Source organism: Rhizobium sp. P1_C7 (assembly GCF_056406295.1).
The window spans coordinates 1-21,567 of sequence record NZ_JBFUAL010000008.1 but is presented as its reverse complement, the minus strand read 5'-3'; the positions used below and the strand labels follow the sequence as shown (position 1 = coordinate 21,567).

Here is a 21,567-nt window from a genome sequence, read left to right as displayed (position 1 = left end):
GATAGCGTCGAGCGCATCGCTGGAAATGCGCGAAACAAGCCTCAAAATCAAGCAAATATTTTTCTGCATAATTTTTAGACTTCTCCGTGCCGTAGCACGGCCAAAAAGAAAGCCGCCGATGTGATCGGCGGCTTCGAACGACAGCGACCCGAAGGATCAGCCTTCCGGCGGCGAGTCGATCATGCCGAGCGCGTGCAGGTAAGTATCGAGAATAGCTTCCTCTTCGAGGCGTTGCTGCTCGTCCTTCTTGCGAAGTGCAATCACCTTCTTGAGGATCTTGGTATCGAAGCCGGTTCCCTTGGCTTCACCATAGACGTCCTTGATATCGTCGGCGATGGTCTTCTTTTCTTCTTCCAGCCGTTCAATGCGCTCTATGAAAGCGCGAAGCTGGTCGCGGGCAACGCCGTGAGCATCAGACATCGTGTTCTCCTGATATGAGTGTGGAATTCGGATGGCGTTGACTGCCGTGAAGCGTGGCTGCGGTCAAGCCGATTCGAGAGGTGGGGGTCTAATTGTGCGGTTTGTTCAGGTCAAATGCGGCTTTTTGATCCGGGGAGGCTTCGTTCTGGTGAAGGTCCTTCCACTCCTCGTATGGCATGCCATAGACGATCTCGCGCGACTCGTCCTTGGAAATTGCGACTCCGTCCGCCTCGGCCGCCTCGCGGTACCAGTTGGACAGGCAATTGCGGCAGAAGCCGGCGAGGTTCATCAGGTCGATGTTCTGGACGTCCGACCGTTCGCGCAAATGCGCAACGAGTCGGCGGAATGCCGCGGCCTCGAATTCGGTCAGCTGTTCTTTCGTGAGTGCGTTCATGTCGCTCTCCCTCATCCTAGGGCCTTCATTCGTAGGGGCCGGTACGCGATGCGTGCACATTATAGGCGTGCAGCATCGGATCGGCATTGATTGATTCAAGTATCGGCGCAAGCCGGTCGGCCCAGGCCGCGACACCGCTATCGTCACCGATGAGATCCTGGCGTACTTCGAGCAAGGCATGCGGGATGCCGGTCCGCATACAATGCCGGTACATCGTGTCGCCCTTCAGTGCGCCGTCGTAGGGTTCGTTGTCGCCAACGATCAGATCGGGATCGCGGCGGAGCAACTCAAGCAGCGGGGTGACGGCGCGTTGGTCGCTGTCCCAGAGCACTGCTGCATGCCAGGGTCGCGGCACGCCCTTCCAGGCCGGCGTATAGGAGTGCAGCGAAACCACGAGCGGGGCCGTGTCGGTCCTGTTCGCCACCTCGGCGATCGTCTGGCTGACGGCATTGTGATAGGGGCGGTGGAACGTCTCGATGCGGCCGTTCCACTCTTGCGGGGTGATCGGGTGGTTGCCCGGAACGATGGCGCCGTCGGAGATCTTCATGATCAGCGTCGGATCGTCCTCGCCGCGGTTCGGATCGATTAGCAGCCGCGAAAAACCGCCGAGAACCGCAGGCACGCCGAGCCTTGCCGAGAGCGCGCGCACCAGCGCCTCTATGCCGATATCATAAGCAATATGGCGGGCAAAGGCGCTGTCTGGAAGCCCGAGCCGGCCGTAGCGTTCCGGTAGCCGATTCATGGCGTGGTCGCCCAGAAGCACCATGCCCCTGTCATGATTTCCGGGTAGGATTTCGAAGGATTTAAAGGCGGTCATAAAGGAAATTGCCGATCGAGGTTTGCAAGCATGTCTCTGATCGCACGGGCAAAGGGGAGGTTCAAGCGCGCTCGGCAATCAATCATTGCGGCAATGGTCGGAGCAGGGCCTGCAATACGGAATATAATCGATTAGCATTGCGTTGACTTTCGCCGGGAGGCAGCGCAAGAAGGCACAACAACGAATAACCGGGAGCCAATTGGAAGTCGTGTTGATCCAGACCGCGCCAAGTTTCCTTACGCGTTCCGGGCCGCTTGCCCGTTTTGCCCTTTTCATCCTTGCGGCGGTTTCACCGTTCTTTATTGCCGATGTGGCGCGCGCCGATTTTCGCGTGTGCAATGGGACGCAGAATCTGGTGGGCGTGGCGATCGGGTATCGAGCCAAGGACGGCTGGATGACGGAAGGCTGGTGGCAGGTGCCGGCAACGACCTGCGCGACACTGATCGAAGGGGAGCTGCAGTCCCGATATTACTATCTCTACGCAGAAGACGCCGCCCGGGGGGGCCGATGGACGGGTGACGTGCAGATGTGCGTGGCAGAGAACGAGTTCAAGATCACGGGTGTCAATGATTGCTACGCCCGTGGCTATCAGAAGATGGGTTTCAAGGAATATGACACGGGCCGCCAGGGTAGCTGGATGGTCCAACTTTCCGATACCCCCGGCACGCAAGAAAGCCCGAATTGATGAAGCGCAACCGCAAAGTTAAAATCCTCGCGACCCTCGGACCGGCCTCCTCCGAGGAGACGATGATCGAGAAGCTGCACCAGGCCGGTGCCGACGTTTTCCGTATCAACATGAGCCACGCCAGCCACGACGTGATGCGGTCGCTGATCAAGCGCATCCGCTCGGTCGAGGCCCGCTCGGGTCGGCCGATCGGCATTCTCGCCGACCTTCAGGGTCCGAAGCTGCGCGTTGGCAAGTTTGCCGAAGGCAAGGTCGATCTGAAGCCGGGTGATACCTTCACGCTCGACAACAAGGACGTCCCCGGCGACGCTACCCGCGTTTTCCTGCCGCACCCGGAGATCCTGGAATCGGTAAAGCCTGGACACCGCCTGCTGATCGACGACGGAAAACTGGCGTTGCGCGCCGAGAAGTGCGACGGCAAGAGCATCGTTACGACGGTCATCTCTGGTACGAAGATCTCCGACCGTAAGGGTGTCAGCCTTCCCGATACGCTGCTCACCGTCGGCGTGTTAACGGACAAGGATCGCGTCGATCTCGCGGCCGTCCTCGAGACCGACGACGTCGACTGGGTGGCGCTTTCGTTCGTACAGCGTCCCGAGGATCTGGCCGAAGTGCGCAAGATCGCGCGCGGCCGCGTCGGCATCATGTCGAAGATCGAAAAGCCGCAGGCTATCGAACGGATCGAGGAAATCATCGAGCTTTCCGACGCGCTGATGGTCGCCCGCGGCGACCTCGGCGTCGAAATGCCGCTCGAATCCGTCCCCGGTATACAGAAGCAGTTGATCCGCGCTTGCCGCCGTTCGGGCAAGCCCGTCGTCGTCGCCACGCAGATGCTGGAATCGATGATCACGGCGCCGGTGCCGACGCGCGCCGAGGTGTCCGACGTTGCGACTGCCGTCTTCGAAGGTGCTGACGCCGTGATGCTGTCGGCCGAATCCGCCTCCGGCGACTATCCGGTCGAAGCCGTCGCGACGATGGCCTCCATCGCCAGCGCCATCGAGCGCGAGCCGCATTATCCCGGCATCATCTACGCGCAGCGCGCCCAGCCCGAGGCAACGGGTGCGGATGCGATTTCGCTCGCCGCCCGCCAGATCGCCGAAACGCTGCGGCTATCGGCTATTGTCTGTTACACGTCGTCGGGCACGACTGGTCTGCGTGCATCGCGCGAGCGTCCGCAGGTTCCGATCCTGGCGCTCTCGCCGGTCATTCAGACCGCGCGCCGCCTGGCAATCGTCTGGGGCCTGCACTGTGTCGTCACGCATGATGCGACCGACCTCGACGACATGGTCAACCGCGCCTGCCGCATCGTTGCCGACGAAGGCTTCGGCAAGCCCGGCGACCGAATCATTATCTCGGCCGGCGTCCCGCTTGGAACGCCTGGTGCCACCAACATGCTCCGCATTGCCTATATCGGCTCCGACGGCCAGAGCGGCATCTAAGGTCGTCGCCATCGATTGAAACAAAGCCCGCGGCCTCAAAAAAAAGGCGGCGGGCTTTTTGTTCGCGATGTTTCGAGACGGCTTGCGGTCTGCGACTGCACATGCAAGGCTCGGATCTCAACGCGTGGGAGGGCATCATGCAGACAGTCACGCTTCTCGCATTCGCGGCCGTTTCCCTTGTCGCCATCGCGACGCCGGGGCCCACGGTGCTTATGGCACTGGCCAACGGTTCGCGCTTCGGCGTGCGCCGCGCGAGCGCCGGGCTGGTGGGTGCGGTCCTTTCGGACTTCGTGCTGATCGGTGCCGTGGCCGTCGGACTTGGCGCATTGCTGGCCGCGTCGGAATTCTGGTTCGCGATGCTGAAATATGTCGGTGCCGCTTATCTCGCCTTCCTTGGCGTCATGATGCTGCGGTCGAAGGGCACGTTCGACGCGGCTTTGAAACCCGGCGGACAGCCAGGCAGCGGATCGCCGTTTTCGATCGGCCTGAAGAGCTTCACGGTCGCGGTCACCAATCCCAAGGGCTATTTGTTCTTCTCCGCCTTCCTGCCGCAGTTCATCGATCCCACCATGTCGCAGGCGACGCAGTATACGATGCTGGCGCTGATCTTCGCTTCGCTCGATTTCCTCGTCATGCTCGGCTACGCGATCTTCGGCTCGAGGGCCGTCCGGTTCCTGAAAACGAAGGGTGCGGTGTGGATCGAGCGCGCCTGCGGTGGCGCGCTGCTCGCCCTGGCTGGGTCGCTTGCGCTTTATCGGCGGGCGACTGTCTGATCTAGAGACACGTGGCCGACGCGATAGACCTGGCCGTTTCCGGCAATCAGCGGTGCGGCTCGGTGAAGGCTGAAGCGCACAATTGTCCAGGTCGTCGGCTCGAAGGCCAACACGGTGGCCAAAACATCGCTCGGTCGCGCCTCGCCTTGAGCGCGCCTGCTCTCCTCTCCCCTGATATGCTCAAGCGTCGCATGGGGTTCGATAGGAACGATCTCCCGGGTGGCAAACCTTGCTTGGGTGACAGCTGGTGCCGTTTCGGCGTGCCAGACGATCCAGGTCTTGACCTGCGGCCAGCCGAAGGATTGCGTCAATACCTCAAAACCGGGTCCGCAGAGGAAATCGTTGGCGCCCTCCGGCTTCTGCCAGAGATAGAACGGCGCGTAGAGGTTTTCGCCGGAGCCGTACTCGCCCTTGCGGGCGCTGAGATAGGCTTTGAAGCCGAGGTTCGGAAAGCCGTCGAGCATAGGTCCCTTGTCGCGGATGCGACGATCTATGATCGACATGTCGTAATCGGCGGGCAGGGTAAAGCTGTACTGCATGGCGATCATCGCGACATCTCCACCGGTTCCAGCCAATCGACGAAGTGACCGGCCTCGGCCGCCTGGATGCTGACATAGCTGAAGGGGCTGTCGGAGGCGGCGCCATGCCAGTGCTTTTCGCCGGCGGCAAACCAGACCGCGTCACCGGCGCGCAGGTCTTCGACATGCCCGCCGTCGCGCTGGGCGAGGCCCTTGCCGGAGAGAACATAGAGCAGCTGGCCGCGCGGATGCGTGTGCCAGCTGGTGGTCGTGCCCGGGTCGAGGCTAGCGCGCATGGCGGTGTTCTCCCCGTCCGCCCTGCCTTCCAGCAGCATCTCGACCCAGAACGGCGCTGTTGCTACGCCCTGCGGCGAGCGGACGGCGCCGCCGGGGCGGCGGATTGTCATGCGATCGGGATTTCCGCTCATACCGCGGTCTCCATCGCACGGATTTCCCAACCGGGCTCGGTCATCTGCTGTTTGCCGTTGCCGAACGACCATTCGTCCGGCGTCGTCGTCGTCACGACGATCATGACATCCTCCGGTCTGAGGCCGGGAGATTGCCCGAGCAGTTCGACGGCGCGCTGGAAGAATGCCTTGCGCGTTTCCGTCGAACGCGGCTTGCCGGCAGTGATGGCAAAGAGCACGAAGTCGTCGGAGCGAGGACCGGCGAGATAGTTGCGGTCGAAGATCAGCTCGGCGGGCTCGTGCTGATGAAAGACCTGAAAGCGATCGGCCGGCGGGACGTTGAACGCCTCGACCATGGCGCGGTGGATACTCTCCGAGATGGCCCTGATATAGTCGGGCGACTTTCCTTTCAGGAGCGAAATACGAACGAAGGGCATGGAAGCCTCCCTGATGTGAACTCTTGACAGCAAGAGGATCTCACGACACGATAATCCATAAAATCAGAATTTTATGGATCAATGATCCTGAAAATACGGACGATAATATGCGTCGAACGATCTTCGATCTTGATGTGCTGCGAACCTTCGCGACCGGTATGGAACTTGGCAATTTCGCAAGGGCGGCGGACAGGCTTGGCCGCTCCACCTCGGCGGTCAGCGCGCAACTGAAGAAGCTTGAGGAGCAGGCGGGCACGCCGATCTTCCGCAAGGCGGGGCGCGGGCTTGCGCTGACGGAAGCCGGCGAGACGATGCTGACCTATGCGCGGCGGTTGCTCGAATTGAACGACGAGGCTGCGGCCGCCGTCCACAGCGTCGAGCTGGAGGGGTGGGTGCGGCTTGGTCTGCAGGAGGACTTCGGCGAAAACCTGCTGCCCGACGTGCTCGGCCGTTTTGCGCGAGCCCATCCGAAGGTGAGGATCGAGGCGCGTGTCGTGCGCAATGCGGAGCTGATCGAGCGCGTGAGATCGGGCAAGTTAGACCTCGCGCTGGCATGGAGCGACGCCAGCCTGACGCCGCATTGCGCGCCGATCGCCGAAGTGCCGATGTGCTGGATCGGCCAGGCCTCCGGGCCCTCCGGATGGAGCGTGGAGAGTGGAGAGCCTTTGCCGCTCGCCGCGCTCGAAGCGCCATGCCTGTTGCGGACGGCCGCGATCAAGGCGCTCGACGCGGCCGGGATCGCCTGGCGGCTTGCTTTCGTCAGCCCAAGCCTTGGCGGGCTTTGGGCGGCTGCCGCCGCAGGCCTCGGCGTGACCATCCGAACGCCGATCGGTCTGCCCGACAAGGTCAAGCCGCTTATCTCCTATGAAGCCGGTCTGCCGGAGTTGCCACAGCTCGGGCTCGTGTTGCATCGCGCCGAAGCCGAGCCCGGTCCGGCAACGGCGCGGCTCGCGGAGCTCGTGCTGCAGTCGGTGAGGGGCGCTCTTGGCAGCGCTTTGCCTTCGCCCGTCGGCGGGAAAGTGGCCCGAACGGCCGGATGAGGGGTGCTTGGTGCCGTTGCCGTCCGGCTCTCGTACTAGAACATTGAGACCGTCGTGATCAGCAGGGTCGACGTGGAATGTTTCGGAGGGATTCCAAATGCCCCGGATTCTACAACATCGACGTCCCCGAGACGAAGACGCCCGCCATCGCGCATCAGCGGATCGTGGGGAAATAGGACGGCGGACGTCGGAGAGGGCTGCTTCTCTCACCGGCCACACCGAAGACGGAAATGTCAGCGTTGCAGGCGATGAACGACCTTTGCTTTTCCGTTGGCGTGAAGCGATCGCGACCGTCGCCGCTCTTGTCCGTTCCTGACGGCACTCGGTCTCGCGGGCAGGACGACTTCGGAACCGGGACCCGCCTTAACCTTCGCGGGCGGTTGCTTTTGGGGCGTCCAGGGCGTCTTCCAGCGAACGGCGTCGTTAGCGCAAAGTCAGGCCATGCGGGCGGGAATAGAAACACAGCTCGGACGAAACGGTGGGCAATGGCGAGACCGGTCACGCAGAATTCGGAGTGCCGCTGACAAACTTCGTCTTCGAGGCGAACGCGTCCTGCTCGCAACCTGCGCAGGCGAAATCGCCCTTTCGCTCTCACCAGCAGACTCGTGAACGGCCTTTCGATGCCCTCCTGCCGAAGAACAGCCAGTAGAGTGCATAATGTGCTGTGGGCGGTGCGTGATCATCCCCGTCCTACCGATGAGACCATGTCGAAAAAATCAAGGCGAGTTTTCCCGCTCCGCGAGGCGATGCGCAATTGTCGCGTGCGTAAACGCCAAGACGAAAGGCTGTCGGGAGCGTGATCGAGGCTTGGAGAAGCCGATTGCAATCACGTCCTAGCACGTCGTATCCTTTGAATCTCGCGCGGTTGCCATGGCGATGCAACATGCCCAGTGCGGCGAAACTTTACTGTGAAGGTTGGTCGATGCCGCATCGGTTCGAAGATGATCCTTATGGCGTCCTGAGGCTCAGACCCTTTATCAACTGCTGCGGGACGCGTACGGTTCATGGCGGCAGCCTGATGCTGCCACAGGTTCGACAGGCGATGGATGCGGCGTCGCGTCAGTTCGTCAACATTGACGAGTTAATGGCGCGCGCGCGCCTGCGCATTGCGGCACTGACCGGTGCCGAGGATGGCATTGTTACGGCCGGCGCTGCTGCGGCGATCACGATCGCCACAGCAGCGGCGCTTGTCGCAAACGATCCCGTCGTGATGCTGCGGTTGCCGAGCGACAAGACGGCTCGCTCCAGCGTCGTCATGCTTAGGGGCCACCGCTTTCCCTACGACCAGTCGATAAGGCTGGCTGGTGCGGTGATTATCGAGATCGACGATCTCGACGATCTCACCGCGATCGATCCATCGCAGATTGCCATGATCGCCTACCTCGCCTCGCGCGACAGCACTGCCGGTGTGGCGCTGGAGAAACTCGCTGCATTCGGGCGCGCTCACGCCATCCCACTGTTGGTCGATGCTGCGTCGCTGCCAATCCGCAGGCCGGATGCTTGGCTCTCACGCGGCGCCGACCTAGTCGTCTACAGTGGCGGCAAGCTGCTTCGCGGGCCGGCATCAACCGGGGTACTGCTTGGCCGCCGCGACCTGATCGACGCGGCCTGGGCCAATTCGGCACCGCACCACGCCCTAGGTCGCGCAATGAAGACCGGCAAGGAAGAGATCGTCGGTCTCCTCACCGCGCTGGAAGCATGGTTCTCGCGCGACGAGGCCGCCGAGCGGCGGCACTGGCAGGACTGTTGCGACGCTATCGCGGATGCGCTCCAATCCCTATCTGGCGCGGGGCTGGAGATTATGCCACCTGACGAGGGCGAAGACGCGCCGATGCTGAAGCTCACCTGGAACGGACCGGTGGATGGCATGGAGCTGCGGCGCCGGCTCCTCGCCGGCGATCCACGCATCATGCTCGATGATAATTCGGCCGGGGAAAGCTCCGTCGTCATCGATATTGTCAATCTAGAACCAGGCGACGGAGGCACCGTGGGCGCGGCGATCGTAGCGGCACTGAAGCAACCGGCGACCGACGTGCGAGACCCACAGCCGGGGTTGGATGTCTCGGGTGTATGGGAGATCGAGGTGCTGTTTGCCGGCCATCGGCGCCGACATATCGTATCTCTCACATCGCGGGGAATATCGATCATCGGTAAACAGACATCCGATGGCTTCTCGGGCGGCGTGACCGGCTCGATGCGCGGACCGGAAATCCAGCTTGTTTTCGAGGCTGAGTATGGTGCAGCGATTATCAGCTACCGTTTGGTAGGCGAAGTGGTCGACGGAAGGCTGGCCGGCGAGGCGACGCTCGGCAGCAGTACGCGGCAAGGACGGGGTGTGGTCAATCTTGGCCAGTACGGCACAGTCCGATGGGAGGGTCGCCGTATCTAGAAGCGTTCGGTCCGCGCGAGACTTCCAGCAAGCGACCCATCTTGCCCAAATTCCATCGTGTACATTGGCGCCTAAGAGGAGTCGCGTGGCACGGGCGCGAGATCGATCATCGAGACTTCGCGGCGTATGGCGCTGACGCCGAAAAGATCGCCATGCAACTGATCCAGCCCCTGTCCAAGGGCGCCGACAAGCGTAGCGCGGTTGCCGAGTACGCTCGCCTCAACCGGCACATGCCGCGGCCCAGTGCGTGGCAGCAGGGCGCGGACCCGCTCGACCAGCTCGATCCGCGACCCGATGCTGCCGCCGAGTACTATGAGCTCTGGATCGATGATCGCCTGCACGGCAGTTATGGCAAGCACCAGCAGCCGCGCCGTCTCGCCCACCGCCGCTTCTGCGGCGCGGTCGCCGGTCGCAAGGTTGTCGAAGACATCACGCACCTTCCGGCCAACGGTGCCGCCATAGCCCTCATACCGGCGGATGATCGCCTTGCTGCCGACTGCCATTTCGAATGTGCCGCTATCGAAACCGTTCGGATCGAACGGATCGCCGCCGAGTGGCAAAAAGGCAATTTCGCCCGCCGCGCCGCGGGCGCCGCGAAGCAATTGTCCGTCAGCGACAATTCCCAGCCCGACGCCAGTTCCCAGCGCAACGAAAGCGAAGCTGCGCGCTCCGCGCGCCCCGCCCTGCCAATGCTCTCCGCGCGCCCCGAGATTGACGCCATTCTCGATCGTCAGGTCGAGATCCAGCGCGCGCCGCAACTCCTCTACCACATTGATGTCATTGAGATGCTGGATGCTGGAGGCGATCTCGATGATGCCAGACTTCGGGTCGACCACGCCCGGACTCCCCATTACGCCCAGCCTGACGCGCGAGCGTTCCACTCCCGAAGCTGCGATCAGCGCCTCGAACAGCCGGCCGATCTGGAGGACCACCTCGTGACCGCCGCGTGCGTTGGTCGGCTCGGCGATTTCGGCAACGACATGGCCACGGATATTGGCGAGGGCCATCTGTAGTCGCGTCCCGCCAAGCCTGATGCCAAGCACAAAGGCTGCATCGGGATTGATCTCATACGTCGGCGCGCTGCGGCCGACCGGGCCTTGCGTCTTGCCCACCACCCGTAGCCAGCCCTCGCGCTCCAGCTCGAGGGCCACTTGCGTCGTGGTCTGGCGCGACAGGCCGGTAAGCTTGGCCATCATGGCGCGCGAGATCGGGCCCCCACGCATGATCGCTTCCATGATCGAGCGCACCGAAAGTTGGCGAGCGATGGGCTGACCTTGCGACTTCGACATCGACCGACGCCAGCTCGTGCTAGCGCTCCAGCCTTGCTAGCAGGCTGGAGGTATCCCAGCGCCTTCCGCCCATCGCCTGTACCTCGGCATAGAACTGGTCGACAAGCGCAGTCAGGGGCAGTTTCGCGCCATTGCTCCGCGCCTCGTCGAGCACGATAGAAAGGTCCTTTCGCATCCAATCGACCGCGAAACCAAAGTCGAACTTGCCAGCGTTCATCGTTTTATAGCGGTTCTCCATCTGCCACGACTGCGCCGCTCCCTTGGAAATGACGTCAATCACCGCTTCGATGTCCATGCCGGCCTTCTTGCCGAAATGGACCGCTTCTGCCAAGCCCTGGACGACGCCGGCGATGCAGATCTGGTTCATCATCTTGGCGAGCTGACCAGCACCCGATGGACCCAGCAACCGCGTCGCTTTGGCGAAGCTCATAATGGTTGGCTCCGCTCGTTCGAACACCGCTTGATCGCCACCGACCATGACGGTGAGTTGCCCGTTCTCGGCGCCGGCCTGTCCCCCCGACACCGGCGCATCGAGGAATCCGAAGCCGGCCGTCGTCGCCGCCGCATGAAGTTCGCGGGCGACCTCGGCCGATGCGGTGGTGTGATCGACGAAAATCGCACCCTTCGCAACGCCCTTGAACGCGCCGTTTGGCCCGAGCGTCACTTCTCGTAGGTCGCTGTCGTTGCCGACACAGGCAAAAATCACGTCCTGCCCCGTCGCCGCCTCGACCGGCGTGCGGGCAAGCCGGCCGCCATGCTGTGAAACCCACAATTCCGCTTTTGAGGTTGTTCGGTTGTAGACGGTCACCTCGTGCCCCTTGGCGCTCAGATGCCGTGCCATCGGGAAGCCCATGACTCCGAGACCGATAAATGCCGCTTTGACCATTGTTGGAATATCCTTCTGGTTTTTTCAGGGTTCGAAACGGGTGCGCGCGCGCATACGCTTCAGCCGCGGATCGGGGTGCGGCACGGCGGAAATCAGCGCCTTTGTATAAGGGTGGTCAGGCCTCGTGCAAACGGTTTCGGCAGGACCGATCTCGACAATGCGGCCGCGTCGCATAACCGCGACACGATCGCAGAAATAGCGGACCACGCCAATGTCGTGGCTGATGAACAGGAAACTGAGGCCGAGCCTCTGCTGCAGGTCCAGCAGCAAATCAAGCATCTGACTTCGGATCGAGACGTCGAGCGCCGACGTTGCCTCGTCTGCCACCAAGATGCGCGGATTGAGCGCCAGTGCCCGTGCTATGCCAATACGCTGCCGCTGACCGCCCGAGAAGGCGTGCGGATAGCGTTCCATGGCGAGCGGATCGAGCCCGACCATGGCGAGCAGCTCGCCGACCCGCACCTCAAGTGCCTTCCCGGTCGCGATATGGTTCACCCTTAAAGGATCCCCAACAATCTGCTTAACCGTCATGCGCGGATTGAGTGACGCGAACGGGTCTTGGAAGATCAACCTGATCTCCTGGTGCACAGCGCGCAGTCCGTGCTTGTCAAGGCTGCCGACATCGATGCTGGCGCTAGGCTGCGGCTGGTAGGTGACCGTACCTCCCGTCGGCTCGACGACACGCAGGATCAGGCGGCCAAGCGTCGTTTTGCCCGATCCGCTCTCGCCGACGATGCCCAGGCTCTCTCCCGCCATGAGGTCGAAACTAACGTCCTCAACGGCCTTCACCTCGGCCTTCACGCTACTGCGGAAGAGGCTCTGGCGCGGCTGATAGATCTTGGTCAGGCCGCGCACCGACAGGATTGGGCGATGGACCTCAGGCGTGGCGGCCAGCTTTCGCTCGGACGTGCGCTCCAGTTTCAGAACGGACGACAGCAGTCGCTTGGTGTAAGGATGGCGGGCCTCGTGAAACACCTCATCAACCGGACCAGCCTCAACAATTCGGCCGCGATACATCACCGCCACATCGTCCGCAACTTCCGCCACGACGCCCATGTCGTGGGTGATCAACAGCATCGCCATGCCGAGCTCGCGCTGCATCCGCGAGATGAGGTCGAGCACCTCCGCCTGGGTGGTGACATCAAGGGCCGTTGTCGGCTCGTCGGCGATAAGGAGCTCCGGATTGCAGGCTAGCGCCATGGCAATCATCGCCCGTTGCCGCATGCCGCCGGAGAACTCAAATGTATATCGGTCGATGTTGCGCTCTGGATCGGGGATCTCGACCTGGCGCAACAGTTCGATGGTGCGGGCGCGCGCCTGCTCGCGCCCCATCTTCAGATGCAGCCGCAGCACCTCGACGATCTGCGCGCCGATCGTGTGGACCGGCGAGAGCGAACTCATCGGCTCCTGGAAGATCATGCCGATGCGGCAGCCCCGGATAGCGCGGATTGCCTCACCGCGCGGCGGCAGTTTCGCGATGTCGATGCCGCCTTCGCCGCCAAGCACGATGCTACCGGCGACGATGCGCCCAGGCGCGTCCACCAGTTGCATCAGAGATCGGGCGGTGACGCTTTTGCCCGACCCGCTTTCCCCGACCAGGCAGAGCGTGCGGCCTCTGCGCAGACTGAAACCCGCCTCTCGCACCGCTGTGAAGATGCCCGCCCGCACCCCGAATTCGACGGTGAGATCCCTCACCTCCAGCACGGGCGCCTCGCGGTTAGTTATTATCTCAGTTGCCATAGGGATCCGCCGCGTCACGTAGGCCGTCGCCAAGGAAGTTGAACGACAGCACCGAGATCATCACCGCCTGCGCCGGCCAGAACAGTAGCCACGGCGCATTGGCGATGGCGCGGATGTTCTGAGCATCCTGCAAGAGCACACCCCAGCTGACCACCGGCGGCTTCAGGCCGATGCCGAGGAAACTCAGCGACGTCTCGGCAATGATCATCGCCGGCACTGCAAGCGTCACCATAGCAAGCAGATGGCTGGTGATGGAGGGTAGCATGTGGCGGAAGATCAGCCTCATCTCGCTCGAACCGTCGAGGCGGGCGGCCGTGACGAAGTCCTCGTCGCGCAAAGCGAAGAAGCGGCCGCGTACCTCGCGGGCGAGCGTTGTCCAGCCGAGCAGCGAAACAATGCCAGTGACAGTGAAATAGACCAGCGCTGGGGGCCACACCAGCGGGATCGCCGCCGCTAGCCCCATCCACAGCGGGATCGTCGGCATGGCGCTGACGATCTCGACGATGCGTTGGATCACCGTGTCGACGGCCCCGCCGTAGTAGCCAGAAATACCACCGAGAAAAACGCCGAGTATGAGGCTGATGGCGACGCCAATCAGTCCAATCGACAAGGAGATGCGCGTCCCATAGATCAGCCGGCTGAAGACATCCCTGCCAATCCGATCGCTACCCATGAAATACACTGTCTGCTTGGGATCGATCGGGGCGATGAAATGCCTGTTGGCAGGAAACAGTCCCCAGAGTTTGTAGCTCTCGCCCTCGACAAAGAACCCGAGCGGCACGATCTTTTCCGGATCTGCCTCGAAGCTGCGCCGCATCGCGGCTTCGTCGACGGTAATCTTATAGCCGGCGGCATGCGGCAGGAACCGCCATGCGCCATCTGGCGCGACGACAAAAAGGCTGATCCTCTGAGGTGGCGCATAGGTATATTGCGGCCGGGTCATGTCGGTGCCGTAGGGCGCAAGGAACTCGGCAAAGATGGCCACGAGATAAAGCAGCACGACGACGGCAAGTGCTGCCATGGCGACCTTCTGCCGCCGGAACCGCCACAGCATCAACGTCCACTGGCCCGCGGCAGCCGATTTCGCACCGGCGATAGTGACGAGTTGCGTCTCCGGCTCGATCGAGAGGCTGCTGTCCTGATTGACGGTCATTGGAGGCGAACCCTTGGGTCGAGCAGAGCGAGAAGGATGTCGGAGATTAGCATTCCTACCAGCGTAAGGACGCTCATCAACAGAATGAAGGCGCCAGCAAGGTACATGTCCTGGCTGACCAGAGCGCGCAGGAGCAGCGGACCCGCCATCGGCAGGTTAAGCACGATGGCGGTGATCGTCACACCGGAGATCAGCGCCGGCAAGACCCAGCCAATCGTGGAGACGAACGGGTTCAACGCAATTCGCACCGGGTAGCGCATGATCAGGGTGAATTCCGACAGGCCCTTCGCACGCGCCGTGACGACATAGGGTTTGTTGAGTTCATCGGAGAGGTTGGCGCGCATCACCCGGATCAGGGCAGCGGTGCTGTTCGTGGCAATCACGAGGATCGGGATCCAAAGATGCGCGCACAAATCCCATAACTTGGCCCAACTCCATGGCGCGTCCTGGAACTCGGCCGAGAAAAGCCCACCGACATTTTGCCCCAGATACTTGTAGGAAATATACATCAGCACCAGGGCCATGATGAAGGTTGGGATCGCGAGGCCCACAAAGCCGATCAGCGTGAAAAGGTGGTCGCCGATCGAATAGCGTCGCACCGCCGAGTAGATACCGATCGGCAGCGCGATGGCCCAGATCAGGATCAAACTGAGGATCGACACCAGAAGCGTAATGCCGAGCCGGTCCCAAATCAGCCGGCTCACCGGCTGACTCCAGTCAAAAGACCAACCAAAATCGCCGTGGAAAACGATACCGGAAATCCACTTCCAGTACTGCACATAGAATGGTTGATCGAGGCCATACTGCGCAGTGAGCCTGGCGACTGTCGCGGGGTCAAGCCCCTGCCTGGAGTCGGCGATGGCAGAAAGCAGCGAGGTTAGGAAGTCACCCGGTGGCATCTGGATGATGAAAAACGAGACGATCGACATCCCGATCAGCGTCGGAATCATGTAAAGCAGGCGCTTCAAGACGAATTTCAGCATCTTCCACCTCGTTTACGCGCCAAGGTCGATCAGCACGACTTCGCTCGCGGCGATTTCGGTCACCTCGATCTCCAAGCGACCCGCCTCGATCCGCGTCGCTGGTACCCGACCGGAAACCAAGAGACGGGCCGACGCCTTGGTGCAGCCTGCAGACAGCGCCACGGAGACTGTCTGCTTTCCCACCGGGATAACCTCGCGTATCGGACCTTTCATCATCATCGGATTGGTGAGATTTACGAGGTGTACCGCCAGTCTGCCATCACCTTCGCGCGTCGCAATATCCAACACGCCTGGACCCGTAACCTCCACTCGCGATCTCGTCCCAAGTGCCCAGCGGATGGCGTTTCCGATCAGGATCGAGTGGTCGAAATTGAGCACCTCCCAAAATACCTCGCCTATGTTCCATGGCAGGTAGACGACCCGCCCACCGCCATTGAGCGTCCGCGCGACAGCGGCCGGGGCCGTCGCCGGCTGGCGCACATAGATCTCTTCCATCGGCAGGTCCGGGAAAGGCGGGATGAATCGGAACGGCACCTCGGCCGCAACACCATCATGCAGGCGGATCGGGATCTGCCGCGTCCCCCCCATGATGCGCTGGGCGTCGCCGAAGCCCCGGTTCAGCGCATGCTTGCCGTCCAAGGCGATATAGGTGTTTTTTGCCGGCGCAGTGGTTTCGCCCGCGACGCTCGCCCCGAACAACGCGGCGAGCCCAAAGTCGGCGCGGCGCTTGCCCCACTCGTCATAGAGGGATGTCTCGAAGCCGGCGACGAGATTGCCACCGCGCTCCACATAGGCGGTCAGCGCCTTGCATTGCGCCATCGACAGGAACGAGGCGTTGGCAACGGCGATCAGTTTGTAGCGATCGAGCGCCGCGGCGCTGACGTTGAGGTCGGAATGAAGGTCGAAGGGCAGCCGCGCCTCCACCAGCGCGTGGTAGAGCCCGAGCTCATGACCCTCGGCGCTCTCGCGGTCATCGGGGTGCCAGCTTCGCAGGGTCGTGCTCGGATCAAGCAGGGCGATCTCGGCCGTCGGATGTAACGGGGCAAGCTCCTTCTCCAGCTTCGCATGCAGTCGGAACGTCTCCGCGATCGGCGCGACCCAGCGGCTGTCGGGCACTTTGGCATTGAACTTGGTGAACCAGGGCCGCAGGCCATGCGCCATGCCGTCCGTCATCCACATGCGGATTTCCTCGGGGGATTGCACTGAATCCTTCCAGCGCCATTTCTCCTCCACCGAGGTCGAGGTGATGAGGCCGATGGGACGGTCTCCCATGGCGCCGCGCATCCTCTTGCCGTCCCGGCCCGCCGACCACACCGGCACAACGTCGGTGCGGCCCTGATGGTCGACGAACAGGATCGGCGCATAATTTTCGACCTCGTCGAGATCGAAATCCAGCATCGAGGAGTTGCCGATATTGGGTATGAACCGACCATTCGGGCGTTCACTGGCAACGACGCTGTTCCAGTGACCGATGAGGTCGGTGAGCACGACGCGCGACCAGCCAAGCCAGGCCTGCCATCTCTGGTCGTGTGGATCGCGTTTCCTCGGCAAGTCATAGCCGGTCTTCTGACTGAAGTCGGCCGCGCAATGGGCGCAATAACACACGCCGTGTCCGGACCAGCGGTTGGCAAACACCGCATCGATGTCGTATCCGGCAGCAACCTCGCGAATCACTTCACTCATGAAACTGCGATTGTAGCCGCCCCACGCGCAGGTGATGAAGGCGCCGGGAAACGACCAGTGCCTGCGCGGCTGACCTTCGGCGGTGACCGAGATCCATTCGGGATGTGCGGCCGCCACATCGGCATGCACGGCATGGGGATCGACGCGCGCGACCACATGCATATTACGGGCCCGCGCCCCGGCCACCAGCTCCCCGAATGGGTCGCGGTCGCCGATGAAGCGACTGACATGATGCAGCGGGATTCGGCTCGGATAGTAGGCGACGTAGCCGCCAGCCGAGAGACACGTTGCATTGGATTTTGTATCGTCGAAGATACGGAGCCAGAAATTCAGGTCGTATGTTTGCGGATCGTCCTCGACCAGCGTCAGCTGGGTCCAGCGCGTCGCAGATTCGTACCACGTGGGCGACCGCAGGCCGCCCGCCTGAAAAGTCTTGTTCATCGCTGTTTCCACAAGGAACTAGGCCTTGAAATACTGTTCAGGATTGGTGGGCGCTGGCGCAGGATAGCCAAAGGAATTGAATATCTTGTCGGGAATGTTCCGCATATTGTTCTTGCGGATGCCGTAGCCGTCATTCGGAATCTTGATGCCTATACAGTAGAACTGGTCAGCGGCGATCTCGAGAATTTGCCTGAAGGCCGCGACACGCTTGTCCGCATCTACCGTGCTCTTCATCTCGTCATAGAGCTTCAGCGCCTCTTGGACCTGCTTCGGCGGCTCGACGGCGTTGGCCGCCGCTTTGTTGCCATACCAGATCTGCCAACCAGGCGCGTAGAAGGCGTTGTCACTGAACGGCACGAAATAACGCGGGTCGAGGATGGCAGCAAGACCGCCGCCGCCACCGAAGCGGTTGGTGGTAGCGTCATAGTCCATGTTTTGGCGGATGCGGACCTCCCAGAGCGAGCGGTCCATCAGCCTGAGCTGGCCGTCGATGCCTACTGCCTTCAGCATGGGCATGACGAGCTGCAGCATGTCGACAATTGCCTGCCGGTTCTGGTCAGTCTCGAACACGATGGTAACGCGGCGCCCCGAGGAGTCCAGCCGGAAGCCGTCGGCGTCCTTTTTGGGCACCACTTTGTCAAGCAGCTCATTGGCCTTCGCCAGGTCGAACTCCGTGAACTGCTTGGCAAGCCGCTCATTGTAGAGCGGATCACCCTCGCGCACCGCTGGCTGCGATGGCGAACCAATGCCGACGTAGACCGAGTCGATCAGCGCCTGCCGGTCGATGGCGTGCGACAGACCGGCACGAAAATCCTTCTGCGAATACAGCTCAGCCTTCACCTTGTCCGGGTGGGTCATGTTGAGGGAAATCGCCATCTCGTTCGGCTCGGTCGAGATCATCGTGTAGAAATTATAATCGCCTTTGGCCTGCCCATCGTAGAGCACCGACTTGTTCGTCGGCGTGCCAATATATTGATCGAGCATGTCGATCTCGCCCTGCAGGCACTTCAGCAGCAGAACCTGAGAATCAGCAACGAGGGCGTAATTGATGCGGTCGAGATAGGGCAACTGATTGCCGGCCGTGTCGACCTTAAAGTAGTAGGGGTTTCGCTCGGCGAGCGCTGTCTCGGTGCTTGCGCCTGGTACCACCTTCATTTTCCAAGGGTGCAGGACCGGGATCTCGCTGTTCTGGAAGAAATCGTCCTCAACTGCGGCGCCGGACTTCTTCTGGAAGAGCTGCACCCAACCCGACATGCCGGCCGCGGCCGCGAGCTTATCTGCGTCCGGATTGTACTTCGGCATGAACTGGCTGAGGTAATGCTTGGGGAAGCGCGCCGTCTGGTCGCTATCGGCCCAGGCGAGCAGCAGCAGGAAAAGGCCGTTTGCATTCTTGAACGACACAGTGAACTTCTGGTCATCAATCTTAGCGAAGACAGCCTTGTCGTCGCCGTTGATCAGGTGATCCTGGTTGGTCACCTCCAGGTCCGAATTCATGAAGACGTCCTCGTACCAGAACATTACGTCTTCTGTTGTGTAGGGGTGGCCATCCGACCACTTCATGCCCTTGCGGAGCGTAAAGGTAAACAGCGTTGCGGTGTCGTTGGCCTCGAAGGTTTCCGCGACATTCGGAATGACGCCCGTCCATTCGGGGTTGAAGCGCACCAGCGGCTCATAAGCTTGATACCGGAACAGCATCGAAAGCGACCCGCCCCCAACAATGGCGCTGCGCCATTCGCCGCCATACTTGCCCACCGACGTCAGTGGTGTCACCACCATAGGGTTCTCGGGCAAACGCGAGGCCAGCGGCGGCAGGCTTCCGGCGTCCACCAGCGCCTTGAGCATCGGCGCTTCGCCTGCCGCCGCCATAGCCAGAGCGGGCGCCGACCAGATGCCTACCGCCGATACGGCCAGGGCCGTCGACGACACGCTGAGAAAAAGTCTTCGCGTGATCGATGTCATAATGAGGATATCCCCTTTGTTATCCGTCACATCAGTAGCTATACGCCTGCGGCGCTGCCCACCTGCCCAGCAATCAACCAAAGCGATGAGTGCGACGGCTGATTGCCAGAGATAGTACATGGCACTCCATATTTGTCAATGACATTGACATAATGATGCGACAATCGGATTTTTGACCGCTATCGCCTCGTTCAAGCGAGGCATAAGTCGTATTTGTCTGGTATGAAAGCATGAAAACAACAAGCGAAAAGCTGTGTTTGTCCAATTACGTTACAAATATCGCTCCGGGGCCTGCTCGATCGGATTGAGGTCCGGTGAATAGCGCGGCAGCAACCAGAGCCGCGCACCGGCGGCTTTGATCGTTTGACGGATGGCAGCCGATTTGTGGCTGCCGAGATTGTCCATTATGACGATATCGCCTGGCTTGAGAACAGGAACCAACTGCTGTTCGACATAGGCGCGAAAGCACTGGCCGTTGATCGGCCCGTCGAAGACGCAAGGCGCTGCCAACCGGTCGTTCCTCAAGGCACCGAGGAATGTCAGCGTGCGCCAGTGGCCGTGCGGCGCAAACGCCCGCATACGCCTGCCCTTTGGTCCCCAACCCCTGATGGGTGTCATATTAGTCTTGATCCAGGTCTCATCGATGAAGACGAGGCGTTCAGGATCGAGATGCCGTTGCAAGGTCTTCCATCGCTCTCTTCTGCGGGCGACATCGGCACGAGCCTCCAAGAGCGAACAGCGTTTTTTTTGAAGCGTAGTCCCTCGCTGCGGATGAATTCCCAAATCGTGTTGTGGGAGACAGCAATGCCCCGCGATGCCAACTCCGCCGTCAACCCGTGCAGCGTCAGGTGCGGGTTCTGATCAAGCCGCTCGGCAATTAATCCACGATGCGGCTCCAGAATGCGTTTGCGATGGCCGCCCATCTTCCCGGGACGGACCGCCTCTGTCGTCGTGGCGCTCCCATGTGAATTTGTCCCATAGCGAATCTCTCCAAGCTGACGAGAAGATTGCACCATCAAAATCCGGGATCAAACATCTAGGCATAAACGGACTTTTTCGCGCATCAAAGGAATCAGCGTGAAAAATGGCAAGACGGATCGGATGGCTCTCCGCGAAAAATCGAGTCAGCGTGACAGGAGATCCCTTTTCTTGTCGCGGAAGCTTCCCGCGTTGTAGGACACTAATCTTGCTGCAGCTTTCCAATCGGCTTGGCTGAGAGATGCTTGGCAATCCATTCGGCATTCTGCTCGCTCGACTGATCGAAAGACGCCAGTCGCTCCTCGAGAACGCGCCTTTCGGCGGGCGTCAGTTGGAGCAAAAGACGAGTAAGGTGGTCGATCTCATGTTGAAGTGCGAGGTTGCGGTGAGTTAGATCCGAAACGATTTCCAGGTCCGGAATGAGCGACCGTTCGAGCCGCTGCAGAATCTCGGCATTCATTGAGCGGTTGTTAGCAACAGCGGAACGATCGATGTCCTCTTTGATGCGAGGGGTCATCCTGAGCTTGAACTGCGGATCGGTCTGCTTTGGTGCCATTTCCGATGGATGCACCAAACAAATAGTTGACGCAATTGAACCTACTAGGTATATAAATAGGACCTTCTTGGTTCATTTGTGTAACTCGATGTCACTGATGAACTCAACGACCGGTGACGGATCAAACAAAAAAAGGGGGTCTCGATCAGGCAACCGACTACCCTTGTGGCGAGAACTCAAGCCGAAGAAACCACCTGGAATCAACCATGGAACTGCGCCAATTCTCGTACTTCAAGGCTGTGGCCGAGGAACTGCACTTCGGCCGGGCGGCTGCCAAGATCCGCATTGCCCAGCCGGCGCTGAGCACGCAGGTGCAGGCACTGGAAAAGGAGCTTGGTCTGCAGCTTCTGGTCCGCACCACCAGACGGGTGGAACTGACACGGGCAGGCGAAACTTTCTATGATCGCTGCATCAGGATCCTCAGCGAAATCGATCTGACCACCGAGATCACCAGGGCGGTTGCCGGCAAGACGATGAAGCAGATCAGGATCGGCACCGTCTATCCGGCCACCACAGGGGTGCTGCCGGCGTTCCTGGCAAAGATCGCCCGCAAGTATCCGGATGTGCGCATCCATATTTC

20 protein-coding genes and 3 pseudogenes are annotated in these 21,567 nt (G+C 61.1%); 7 read left to right on the top strand and 16 right to left on the bottom strand.

Going from position 1 to position 21,567, the window contains the following annotated elements:
• Positions 1-156 precede the first annotated feature (156 nt).
• The 3 genes from AC1D2R_RS14190 to AC1D2R_RS14180 all read right to left on the bottom strand — a co-directional run bounded on the left by AC1D2R_RS14190 (position 157) and on the right by AC1D2R_RS14180 (position 1,631).
• A complete protein-coding gene (locus AC1D2R_RS14190; protein ID WP_477967911.1) occupies positions 157-420 on the bottom strand; it encodes a DUF2312 domain-containing protein in 264 nt (87 codons plus the stop codon).
• 88 nt (positions 421-508) lie between these two features.
• Entirely contained in the window at positions 509-814 is a 306-nt protein-coding gene (locus tag AC1D2R_RS14185; protein ID WP_477967910.1) for a DUF1244 domain-containing protein, read from the bottom strand.
• Between the two features lie 25 nt (positions 815-839).
• Positions 840-1,631 carry an N-formylglutamate amidohydrolase gene (locus tag AC1D2R_RS14180; protein WP_477967909.1) on the bottom strand — a complete coding sequence of 264 codons (792 nt, stop codon included), beginning with the start codon at positions 1,629-1,631 and terminating at the stop codon, positions 840-842.
• 199 nt (positions 1,632-1,830) lie between these two features.
• On the opposite strand from AC1D2R_RS14180, the gene AC1D2R_RS14175 reads away from it, so the two are divergent.
• The 3 genes from AC1D2R_RS14175 to AC1D2R_RS14165 all read left to right on the top strand — a co-directional run bounded on the left by AC1D2R_RS14175 (position 1,831) and on the right by AC1D2R_RS14165 (position 4,528).
• On the top strand, positions 1,831-2,316 hold the full coding sequence (locus AC1D2R_RS14175; protein WP_477967908.1) for a DUF1036 domain-containing protein: 486 nt from the start codon (positions 1,831-1,833) through the stop codon (positions 2,314-2,316).
• Complete coding sequence (gene pyk, locus AC1D2R_RS14170; protein ID WP_477967907.1) at positions 2,316-3,755, top strand: pyruvate kinase; 1,440 nt, start codon at positions 2,316-2,318, stop codon at positions 3,753-3,755. The genes AC1D2R_RS14175 and pyk overlap by 1 nt, the downstream gene beginning before the upstream one ends.
• 137 nt (positions 3,756-3,892) lie before the next feature.
• Positions 3,893-4,528, top strand: coding sequence for a LysE family translocator (locus tag AC1D2R_RS14165; RefSeq protein ID WP_477967906.1), 636 nt, complete (start codon positions 3,893-3,895; stop codon positions 4,526-4,528).
• Here the strand turns inward: AC1D2R_RS14165 and AC1D2R_RS14160 are convergent.
• Genes AC1D2R_RS14160 through AC1D2R_RS14150 form a run of 3 tightly spaced genes read right to left on the bottom strand, consistent with a single transcriptional unit; the run spans position 4,507 to position 5,890 of the window.
• Positions 4,507-5,076, bottom strand: coding sequence for a DUF4865 family protein (locus AC1D2R_RS14160; RefSeq protein ID WP_477967905.1), 570 nt, complete (start codon positions 5,074-5,076; stop codon positions 4,507-4,509). The genes AC1D2R_RS14165 and AC1D2R_RS14160 overlap by 22 nt on opposite strands.
• On the bottom strand, positions 5,073-5,474 hold the full coding sequence (locus AC1D2R_RS14155; protein ID WP_477967904.1) for a cupin domain-containing protein: 402 nt from the start codon (positions 5,472-5,474) through the stop codon (positions 5,073-5,075). Before AC1D2R_RS14155 ends, AC1D2R_RS14160 begins: the two co-directional genes overlap by 4 nt.
• A complete protein-coding gene (locus AC1D2R_RS14150) occupies positions 5,471-5,890 on the bottom strand; it encodes a tautomerase family protein (protein WP_477967903.1) in 420 nt (139 codons plus the stop codon). The genes AC1D2R_RS14155 and AC1D2R_RS14150 overlap by 4 nt, the downstream gene beginning before the upstream one ends.
• A 107-nt stretch (positions 5,891-5,997) precedes the next feature.
• On the opposite strand from AC1D2R_RS14150, the gene AC1D2R_RS14145 reads away from it, so the two are divergent.
• Positions 5,998-6,930, top strand: coding sequence for a LysR substrate-binding domain-containing protein (locus tag AC1D2R_RS14145; RefSeq protein WP_477967902.1), 933 nt, complete (start codon positions 5,998-6,000; stop codon positions 6,928-6,930).
• Between the two features lie 369 nt (positions 6,931-7,299).
• Positions 7,300-7,438, top strand: a pseudogene (locus tag AC1D2R_RS14140) (peptide-methionine (S)-S-oxide reductase); the annotation flags it as partial.
• Between the two features lie 5 nt (positions 7,439-7,443).
• On the opposite strand, the pseudogene AC1D2R_RS14135 reads toward AC1D2R_RS14140, so the two are convergent.
• Positions 7,444-7,570 (bottom strand): annotated as a pseudogene (locus AC1D2R_RS14135) (peptide-methionine (R)-S-oxide reductase); the annotation flags it as partial.
• Between the two features lie 282 nt (positions 7,571-7,852).
• On the opposite strand from AC1D2R_RS14135, the gene AC1D2R_RS14130 reads away from it, so the two are divergent.
• The gene (locus AC1D2R_RS14130) at positions 7,853-9,319 is read left to right on the top strand and encodes an aminotransferase class V-fold PLP-dependent enzyme (protein WP_477967901.1); all 1,467 of its coding nucleotides are present in this window, start codon (positions 7,853-7,855) and stop codon (positions 9,317-9,319) included.
• A gap of 71 nt (positions 9,320-9,390) precedes the next feature.
• On the opposite strand, the gene AC1D2R_RS14125 is transcribed toward AC1D2R_RS14130, so the two are convergent.
• The 9 genes and pseudogenes from AC1D2R_RS14125 to AC1D2R_RS14085 form a co-directional block, all read right to left on the bottom strand.
• Positions 9,391-10,608, bottom strand: a complete 1,218-nt coding sequence (locus AC1D2R_RS14125; RefSeq protein ID WP_477967900.1) for an ROK family transcriptional regulator — start codon at positions 10,606-10,608, stop codon at positions 9,391-9,393.
• Positions 10,609-10,627: 19 nt separating this feature from the next.
• Positions 10,628-11,494, bottom strand: coding sequence for an NAD(P)-dependent oxidoreductase (locus AC1D2R_RS14120; protein ID WP_477967899.1), 867 nt, complete (start codon positions 11,492-11,494; stop codon positions 10,628-10,630).
• Between the two features lie 24 nt (positions 11,495-11,518).
• Positions 11,519-13,234: an ABC transporter ATP-binding protein gene (locus tag AC1D2R_RS14115; RefSeq protein ID WP_477967898.1), complete on the bottom strand. Its 1,716-nt coding sequence runs from the start codon at positions 13,232-13,234 to the stop codon at positions 11,519-11,521.
• Entirely contained in the window at positions 13,224-14,387 is a 1,164-nt protein-coding gene (locus tag AC1D2R_RS14110) for an ABC transporter permease (protein WP_477967897.1), read from the bottom strand. The genes AC1D2R_RS14115 and AC1D2R_RS14110 overlap by 11 nt, the downstream gene beginning before the upstream one ends.
• A complete protein-coding gene (locus AC1D2R_RS14105) occupies positions 14,384-15,370 on the bottom strand; it encodes an ABC transporter permease (RefSeq protein ID WP_477967896.1) in 987 nt (328 codons plus the stop codon). The genes AC1D2R_RS14110 and AC1D2R_RS14105 overlap by 4 nt, the downstream gene beginning before the upstream one ends.
• Positions 15,371-15,382: 12 nt before the next feature.
• Complete coding sequence (locus AC1D2R_RS14100) at positions 15,383-17,494, bottom strand: hypothetical protein (RefSeq protein WP_477967895.1); 2,112 nt, start codon at positions 17,492-17,494, stop codon at positions 15,383-15,385.
• Between the two features lie 18 nt (positions 17,495-17,512).
• Complete coding sequence (locus tag AC1D2R_RS14095; RefSeq protein ID WP_477967894.1) at positions 17,513-19,453, bottom strand: ABC transporter substrate-binding protein; 1,941 nt, start codon at positions 19,451-19,453, stop codon at positions 17,513-17,515.
• Positions 19,454-19,741: 288 nt separating this feature from the next.
• Positions 19,742-20,400: pseudogene (locus AC1D2R_RS14090) on the bottom strand (IS630 family transposase); the annotation flags it as partial.
• Positions 20,401-20,633: 233 nt separating this feature from the next.
• A complete protein-coding gene (locus tag AC1D2R_RS14085) occupies positions 20,634-20,987 on the bottom strand; it encodes an Arc family DNA-binding protein (protein WP_477967893.1) in 354 nt (117 codons plus the stop codon).
• A 206-nt stretch (positions 20,988-21,193) separates the two neighbouring features.
• Here AC1D2R_RS14085 and AC1D2R_RS14080 point away from each other — a divergent pair.
• Positions 21,194-21,567, top strand: a 374-nt coding sequence (locus AC1D2R_RS14080) for a LysR family transcriptional regulator (RefSeq protein WP_477967892.1), incomplete at its 3' end; no start/stop codon positions are given.